Source organism: Kitasatospora putterlickiae, assembly GCF_039527695.1.
In the GTDB taxonomy this organism is placed as follows: Bacteria; Actinomycetota; Actinomycetes; order Streptomycetales; family Streptomycetaceae; genus Kitasatospora; species Kitasatospora putterlickiae.
In genome coordinates this window covers 1-1,134 of record NZ_BAAAKJ010000538.1, presented here as the reverse complement: position 1 = coordinate 1,134, position 1,134 = coordinate 1, and the positions used below count along the sequence as shown (strand labels likewise).

General features: G+C 79.5%; 1 pseudogene. It reads left to right on the top strand.

Annotation, left to right across the window (positions count from 1 at the left end):
• Positions 1-25 precede the first annotated feature (25 nt).
• Positions 26-1,134, top strand: a pseudogene (locus ABD308_RS38905) (serine protease); the annotation flags it as partial.

Below are 1,134 nucleotides of genomic sequence, written 5' to 3'. Positions count from 1 at the left end.
GCCGGCCGGGGAAGGCGCCGGATGGGTGCGGCGAACGGCGGCGGCGGTGGCCGGCCGGGTGCACGAGGCGGCGCGGCGGATGCTCGGCGCCGGCGAGGGCGGTCTGGGCCGGGACGCGTTCGAGGAGCTGTTCCCGGCGGCCGGAGGGTGGGCGGCGGCCGTGCTGGCGGAGGGGCTGTTCGTCCCGGCCGGGTCCGGCCACCGCTTCGCGCACGGGGAGTTCGCCGACTGGCTGCAGGGCCTGCACCTGGACCTGGACGCGGCGCTGCGGCTGCTGCTCGGCGAGGCCGAGGACACACCGCCCCCGCCCGACGCCGGGGCGGTGGGGCCGAGGGCGTTCGGCGCGCGCGCCACCGTGCCGAGGTACCGGATCGGCCCGGTGGCCGCCGCGCTGCGGCGGATCGGTGAGACCTGGGGCGCGCCGGCGCTGGATCCTTGGCTGCACCGGCTCTGGCGGGCCGTGGACCTGCGCCCGCCGGGCAGCGAACCCGGCTGGTGGGCCTCCGCGCTGCTCACCGAAGGCCTGGCGGCCAGTCCCGACATCGGCGAACACCGCGCGCTGCTGGAGCGGTTGGCCGAGCGGATCGCCGAACGGGCCGCCGGTGCGGGCGGGTTCGAGCGGCTGCCGGTGCCGGGGCCGGGCGGATTCGGACCGGCGTTCTGGGCGGCCCTGGGCCTGTCGCCGGAGCGTGAACTGGACCTGTTCCGGCGGCTGGTCGCCGCCGACGGGCCCGACCGGCCGTTCCTCACCGCGGTGGCCGGGCGGCTGCGCGCCGATCCGGCGGGCGTGGTGCCGCTGCTGTGCGCCTGGTTCGGCGATCCGCGCGGCCTGCCCGGCCGCCCCGGGGTCACCGTCGCCGACCTCGCGCACGACCTGCTGTACGCCCACCGGGCTTTGGCCCTGGACGAGTTGACCGAGGCGCTGGCCGGGGCCGCGCACCCCCGGGCGGACGCGCTGCTGGCCGTGCTGGCCGTCGAGGAGCCGTCGGCGCTCTGCCGCGCGGTGGACCGCTGGAGCCACGACCCCCGGCCGGAACGGCATGTCGCCGCCGCGGTGCACGCGCTGCGCACCGCCCCGTACGCGCGCGGCGCCGGGCACGTGCTGCTGGTGGAGGCGGACGCTCAGGCGGCCCG